This is a genomic window from Kitasatospora sp. NPDC059817, assembly GCF_042731835.1.
Lineage (GTDB): Bacteria > Actinomycetota > Actinomycetes > Streptomycetales > Streptomycetaceae > Kitasatospora.
In genome coordinates this window covers 1-6,756 of the sequence record NZ_JBHWIR010000249.1, presented here as the reverse complement: position 1 = coordinate 6,756, position 6,756 = coordinate 1, and the positions used below count along the sequence as shown (strand labels likewise).

Annotated in this window: 4 protein-coding genes; 1 reads left to right on the top strand and 3 read right to left on the bottom strand. The window is 75.0% G+C overall.

What is annotated here, in order from left to right; genetic code table 11:
- Positions 1-143: 143 nt before the first annotated feature.
- Both ACFV61_RS32275 and ACFV61_RS32270 read right to left on the bottom strand, forming a co-directional pair.
- Positions 144-2,909 carry a M4 family metallopeptidase gene (locus ACFV61_RS32275; RefSeq protein WP_380495510.1) on the bottom strand — a complete coding sequence of 922 codons (2,766 nt, stop codon included), beginning with the start codon at positions 2,907-2,909 and terminating at the stop codon, positions 144-146.
- Positions 2,910-3,357: 448 nt separating this feature from the next.
- On the bottom strand, positions 3,358-4,080 hold the full coding sequence (locus ACFV61_RS32270; RefSeq protein WP_380495508.1) for a MarR family transcriptional regulator: 723 nt from the start codon (positions 4,078-4,080) through the stop codon (positions 3,358-3,360).
- A gap of 224 nt (positions 4,081-4,304) precedes the next feature.
- Between ACFV61_RS32270 and ACFV61_RS32265 the strand changes: the two genes are divergently transcribed.
- Positions 4,305-5,492: a serine hydrolase domain-containing protein gene (locus ACFV61_RS32265; protein WP_380495506.1), complete on the top strand. Its 1,188-nt coding sequence runs from the start codon at positions 4,305-4,307 to the stop codon at positions 5,490-5,492.
- A gap of 42 nt (positions 5,493-5,534) precedes the next feature.
- On the opposite strand, the gene ACFV61_RS32260 is transcribed toward ACFV61_RS32265, so the two are convergent.
- Positions 5,535-6,755, bottom strand: coding sequence for an RNA polymerase sigma factor (locus ACFV61_RS32260; RefSeq protein WP_380495504.1), 1,221 nt, complete (start codon positions 6,753-6,755; stop codon positions 5,535-5,537).
- Between the last annotated feature and the right edge of the window lies 1 nt (position 6,756).

The window sequence follows — 6,756 nt, the reverse complement described above, 5'->3', positions numbered from 1 at the left end:
GGCCGGGCCACCCCCGCGCGCCCGCCGCTGCAAACCGGCCCCCCGCGCGCGCCCCCCCCCCCCCCCCCCGGGCCGCGCGCCCCCCCGCCCCGCCCCCCGGGGGCCCCGCCGCCCCGGGGGCCCACGACGCGGCCGCGCTCGGATCAGCAGGACCCGGCCGGGCGGTCGCGGACCACGAGGTCGTTGCGCCCGGCGGTGGCGTCCAGCCAGACCGTCCGGGTGCCCTGGTCGGCGGCGGCGTGGAACTGGCTGCCCCGGTTGCAGGAGACCCGCACGGGGGTGCCGCCGCCGACCGGCAGCTGGTACAGCTTGGGCAGCGCGGCGTTCGACCAGCCGCTGCTCGGCTGGGCGCTGCGGTGCATGAAGGTGACGGCCCGGTCGGTGGCGGTGAGCTCCATGTCCGCCGGGGTGTACGGCGAGTCGGCGGAGAGCAGGTCGCGCACGCCGGAGCCGTCCAGGGCGCCGGAGCGCAGGGCGGTCGGTCGGGTGCGGTCGGCCGGGGCGGCCAGCCAGAGCAGCCGGTCGCCCGCGAGCAGCGGGGAGGCGAGGTACGGCGGGTCGGTGCCGTTCGGGGTGCTCACCGGGTACTGGGCGGCGACCTTGCCGGTGGCGGTCGAGAAGACCGTCGGCGCCTGGACGCCGGCCCCGTCGGCCGTCCAGGACTCGATCCAGCCGAGCAGGCCGTCCTTGAACGCGAGGGACGTGAAGGACGTGAGGTTGTGGCCCTCGGGCAGCGGGAGTTCCACGGGCGGGGCGCCGTCGTGGGAGAGGCGGACCCGGGTGCGGCCGGTGTCGTTGTCGGTCACCGTGAAGGCGATGTCCCCGCCGGATACCCGGACGCTGCCGGGCGACTGGTCGGGGGAGTGGAACACGCTGCGTACCGGGCCGCCGGACAGCGGGCGGGTCAGCACCTCCGTCCCCCACGTGCCGGTGGCGTCGGGTCCGATCGCCAGCCAGACGGCGGACGTGCCGTCGGTGGCGGCCCAGCCGTGGATCCGCCCGTCGTCCGGGCTGAGCCGGGTCGGGGTGCCGGGGGAGGTGGTGGAGCCGGTGTACAGGGCCGTCGCGCCCTTGCCGTTCGGGTCGGTGTTGCCCATCACCCAGTGGCCTCCGCCCGCGGCCGGTCCGACCGGGGCGGAGGTGCCGGGCAGCAGCGGGCGGGTGTCCGTCCCGAGCCGGTTCTGCCAGCCGGCCTTGATCCCGTGTGCGTCGAACGCGGCGGCCACCTTGCGCAGTTGGGCTCCGCTGAGTTTGAGGGCCCGGCCGGCGGCGAGCACCGCGTTGCGTCCGTCGACGAAGTCGTCGAGCGGGGTGAGGTATTCGGCCATTGCCCGGTAGACGAGGCGGTCGGCGGTGAGCGGGTCGAGGGTGCGCCGGATGTCCCACAGGGCGCCGCTGAAGATGGTGGCGTTGAGGTGCGCGCCGCCGTTGTCCAGGTCGAGTCCGGCGCCGAGGTAGTCGTCCACGGTGGTGCGGTGGTCGTCCAGGCGGCGGTTCGCGCAGTCCTGCGGGGTGCCGGTGCGGCACAGGTTCTCGCCCATCAGCGCGGCCGCCGGGTCGTCCATGGACGTGCCGCGGGCGGTGACCTCGATGGCGTTGCCGAAGTAGTCGGCGAGTCCCTCGTTCATCGCCCCGGACTGGCCGTCGCCGACCAGGTTGGCGGTGTGCTGGATGACGCCGTGGGTCATCTCGTGCCCGGCCACGTCGAGGGCGGCGGAGAACGGCAGGAACCTGGCGTTGCCGTTGCCGTAGAGCATCTTCTGCCCGTCCCAGGCGGCGTTCGGGAAGGGCTTGCCGCGGTTGCTCACGTTCACCACGGAGGTGATCGCGCCGCCCTTGCCGTCCAGGCCGTCGCGGCCGAGCCGGTCGTGGTAGAAGCCGTACACGGCGGCGGCGTTGAGGTGGGCGTCGGTGGCGCCGCTGGTGCCGGTGGAGGCGGGGAAGGCCGGGCCCGGGGAGGCGACGGGGAGGCTGCCGTCGGGCAGTCGGCCGCTGAACTCGTTGTAGTCCCGTCCGGTCGCGTCGTAGGTGGTGATGGTGACGGGCCGGGTGAGGTCGACGAGTTGGTAACTTCCGTCCGGCTGGCGGGAGATGTTCACCGGCACGGTGCGGCCCAGGAGGTCGGGGGCGGTCCCGGTGGCGGGCTCGGCGGCGGCCGCGCCACGGGCGGCGCCGGCGCCTGTGTCGTCGGCGCCGCTGACCTGGTAGGGGGCCGAGGAGTCGTGGGCGAGGGCGACCACGCCGAGCGTGGCGTCCGCGTAGACCTCGCGGACCAGCGGTTCGCCGTTGCCCGGGTCGGCGGTGTGCACGGTGAAGTGCCGGGCGAGTCGGCCGGTGCCGCCCGGCAGGACGACCAGGCCGCGGTCCTCGGCGGTGGCCCCGGCCCGGGCGCGCGGGTCGGGGAGCGAGTCGAGCGCCAGCTTGCGCAGCACCGCGTCCGGCACGGCGGGGGCGGTCGGCGCGGTCAGCCCGGTGAAGTACTTGCCGCCGACCGACTCCACCCGCTGGCCGGCCCCCTCGCCGGTGAGGCGGACCAGGTACTGCCCGCCGAGCACCGGTATGCCGCCGTGGTACTGCTGGAACCTGACGGTGCGCCGGTCGGCGGCCGTGCGCTCGACCGCGAGCTCGGTCAGCTGCCCCGGATCGACCCGGTACCGGTCCAGGTGGGCCGCGAGATGGGCCCGGGCCGCCTCGACCGGACCGCCGGGCGCCGCCTCGGACAGCCCGGTCACCAACTGCGGGGCGGCGGTGCCCTCACCGGCCACCAGGGCGGGGACGGGATCGGGCTCGGCGGTCGGGCCCGGCGGCGCGGCCAGGGCGGGGGAGGCGGTCACGGTGAGCGCCAGCGCCAGACTCAGGGCGGCGCCCGAGCCGAGCACCCTGGCCACTGGACGGGAACGGTGATGCACTGCGGTCCTCCACGGAAATCGGCAGTGACGGCAGCACGACAGAGCTGCCTTTCACGGAGGAACGGGGCACCGGACAGGCCCGGTTCAGCCGGTCGCCGCCCTCCGGCCGCCCCCGCGGGGCCGCGCCTTCCCGCCGGGTTCGCCGCCCCCCGCCCGGCGCACCCGCCCCGGACGAACGCTTTCCCGGGGCCCCCGGGGCGTCGTCCGGCAGCGCCGAGACGCAACTGCGCACCCGGCTCTACCCCGTCGGTCGGCCTCCGGCCCCCGGCCTGAACCAGCCCCCACCGGGCCGCCGGCACGCCCCGGGGGCCGACGGCCGGCCCGCCGCGACCGCCTTGTCGAAGAACCCGCCGCGTATCCGCGGATACGGCACCCGATCGGGTGCGGAGCCCCACCCGCCCGGACCATTGCGCATCTCACCCGACCGCCCCGCAGGGGGCGTCCGGGATCAGCCGGTCCGCGATCCGGGCCCGCTCTCCTCCCGCCACTGCCGGACGGAGCGCACGATGTCCTGGCCGATCCGGTCCAGGAAGGCTGCGGCGTCGTCCATCCGGGCGCCGGCCGGTGTGCCGGGGCCGAGCGTCTCGGCGCCCTGGCGGGCGACGCCGGCGAGCATCGTGTTCCGTTCGGCGCTGGCCAGCAGTGCCCGGTACCAGACGTCGTCGTCGATGACGTACCGCTCCCGGCGCTGCTGTTCGCCGCGTTCGCGGCGGATCAGCGCCTGGCCCTCCAGGTAGCCGACGGCCTTGGAGACGGCGGCCGGGCTGACCTGCAGCCGTTGCACCAGTTCGCCCGCGGTGAGGCTGCCGTCGTCGGTGACGTACAGGCAGGCGAGGACCCGGGCGACCATGCGGGGCAGGCCGCTGTGCACCAGCAGCTCGGCCAGTTCGTCGGCGAATTCGCTTACCGCCTGCGGGTCGCGGCCCTCGGCCGGCGGCGTGGCGGCGGCGGCCGGTCGGGCGGTCGTGCCGCTGCGGCGGGAGCGCTGTGCGGTGGCGCGCTGGGCGTGTTCGGCCCGGTAGTCGGAGGGTCCGCCGTTGCGGGCGATCTCGCGGGTGACGGTCGAGGTCGGCCGTTCGATCTGCCGGGCGATCTCGCCGTAGCCCAGCCCCTCGGCCAGTCCGGCGGCGATCCGGTGGCGGTCCTGCGGGGTCAGCCTGGCTCCGGGCATCCGTCCTCGTCTCCTTCCGTCGCGTGAACAGTATCCGTCCGGCTCGCCCACTGTTGCAATGGACTCGCGACGTTCTGTTGCATTAACTGGGAGGGTCATTGCAAGAATATTGTGGTATCTACCTGCAAATACATCCACCATCGGCAGGTTTCGTATTGACCATTATGTGAATTTGCTCGTAGCTTCTTCCCGAACCGCGACACCACATCGAGGGGGAACACGCCATGGGAACCACCACGCGCGCAGCCGTCGCCACCCTGCTCGCCGGGGCCGTGTTGGTCGGCGCCGCCGCCACACCGGCGTTCGCCGCGCCCGCGCCGGACGGCAGGGGCGGGCACCCGGGGGTCCAGCGGGTGCTGGACGGGGCGGTGGCCACGGGCGGCCTGCCCGGTGCGGTCGCCGAGGTCCGGGACGGCGACCGCCGGTGGTTCGGCAGCGCGGGCGTCGCCGACCTCGCCACCGGGCGGGCCCGTCTCGCGCAGGACCGGTTCCGCATCGGCAGCACCACCAAGACCTTCGTCGCCACCGTCGTCCTCCAGCTCGCCGCCGAGGGGCGGCTGAGCCTCGACGACAGCGTGGAGCGCTGGCTGCCCGGCCTCCTCGACGCCCCCGGCTACGACGGCGAGCGGATCACCGTGCGCCAGCTCCTCAACCACACCAGCGGCATCTACAACTACGCGATGGACGAGAAGGTCCGGCAGGAGGCGAGCGGCCTGCCCTTCCTGCGGCACCGCTTCGACAGCTACACCCCCGGACAGCTCGTCCGGATCGCGCTCGCCCACCGGCCCGACTTCGCGCCCGGTACCGGCTGGACCTACTCCGACACCAACTACGTCCTCGCCGGCCTGATCGTCGAGCGGGCCTCCGGCGGCACCCTGGCCGCGCAGATCGAGCAGCGGATCACCACCCCGCTGGGCCTCACCGGCACCTACGAACCCTCCTCCGACGACACCGCCATCCACGGGCCGCACGGGCGCGAGTACTCGCGTCTGGGGCTCACCGGGCCGAACGCCACCGCCTACGACGTGACGGAGCTGAGCCCGTCCTGGGGCTGGGCCGCCGGCGACATGGTCTCCGACGTCCGCGACCTGAACACCTTCTTCGCCGCCCTGCTGGGCGGACGGCTCCTGCCGCCCGCCCAGCAGCGGGAGATGTTCACGATGATCCCGACCGGGCACCAGTGGATCGACCAGGCGGAATACGGTCTGGGCGTCGCGGGCATCAGGCTCGACTGCGGCCCCACCGTCTGGGGCATGGGCGGCGCCATCAACGGCTCGTGGTCCTACGCGTTCGGCACCCGCGACGGCCGGCACCTGCTCGCCACCAACGTCAACGGCGACTGGGTCGAGGGGAGTTGGCCGATCGCGGTGTTCACCTCCGAGCTGGAGGCGGAGTTCTGCCCCCGCTCGTGACGGCCCCGGCTCGCGACGCCCCCGCCCGCCCGGGCGGGGGCGTCACGGCAGCGCGGCCGCCTTGCGCAGCAGTACCGACCGCTCGCGGGTGTTGCGGCACAGCCGGGCGGCGAGTTCCAGTTCGGCGCGGGCCTCGGCGGTGCGGCCGAGTCTGGTCAGGAGTTCGCCGCGTACGCCCGGGAGCAGGTGCGATCCCGAGAGCCGGCCGGAGGCGGCGAGTTCGTCGACCAGGTGGAGCGCCTGCTGGGGTCCGTTGGCCATGGCGACGGCCACGGCCCGGTTGAGTTCGACGACGGGGGAGGGGGCCACGCGGCCGAGTGCCTCGTAGAGGAGCACGATGTGTTCCCAGTCGGTCTCCTGCACCGAGGGCGCCGCCGCGTGGCAGGCGGCGATCGCGGCCTGGAGGCCGTAGGGGCCGAGGCCCCGTCCGGTGGCGGCGGCGCGGCCGAGTGCGGCCAGGCCGCGGCGGATCGCGGAGCGGTCCCACCGGCGCCGGTCCTGGTCCTCCAGGAGCACCGCCTCCCCGTCGGGTGCGGTGCGGGCCGCAAAGCGCGCGGCGGTGAGTTCGAACAGCGCGAGCAGTGCGCACGCCTCCGGTTCGGCGGGCAGCAGGGCGGCCAGCGTCCGGGCCAGCCGGAGTGCCTCGTAGGCGAGGTCGGGGCGTAGCAGGTGGTCGCCGGCGGTCGCGGTCGAGCCCTCGGTGAAGATCACGTACAGGACGCTCAGGACGGCGCCGAGCCGTTCGCGCCGGTCCTCGGCTGGCGGCAGTTCGAACGGCACGTGCGCCGCGGCGATCGTCTTCTTCGCCCGGGTGATCCGGGCCTGGACGGTGGCGGTGGGTACGAGGAACGCCCGGGCGATCTCCTCGCTGGACAGGCCGCCCACCACGCGCAGCGTGAGCGCGACCCGGGCCTCGGGGGAGAGCACGGGGTGGCAGGCGGTGAACATGAGCGCGAGGACGTCGTCGTCGACCCGGTCGGGGTCCCACGGCAGTTCGTGCGGCGGGCCGGAGGCGGTCGCCGGGCCGGAGCTGAACTGGCCTTCGGCGAGTTGGCCCGCGAGCAGGGTGTAGCGCTCGTCGAGGGCGGAGGCGCGGCGGAAGGCGTCGATGGCGCGCCGGCGCGCGGTCGCCAGCAGCCAGCCCACCGGGCTGGTGGGCACGCCGTCGCGCGCCCAGCCGACGAGTGCTTCGGCGAGCGCCTCCTGGGCGACGTCCTCGGCGAGCGCGAAGTCCCCGGTGTAGCGGGCCAGTGCGCCGACGATC

Excerpts from the sequence above, each read along its gene's own strand:
- ACFV61_RS32270 (WP_380495508.1), bottom strand. The coding sequence starts at position 4,080 with ATGCCCGGAGCCAGGCTGACCCCGCAGGACCGCCACCGGATCGCCGCC.
- ACFV61_RS32265 (WP_380495506.1), top strand. The coding sequence starts at position 4,305 with ATGGGAACCACCACGCGCGCAGCCGTCGCCACCCTGCTCGCCGGGGCC.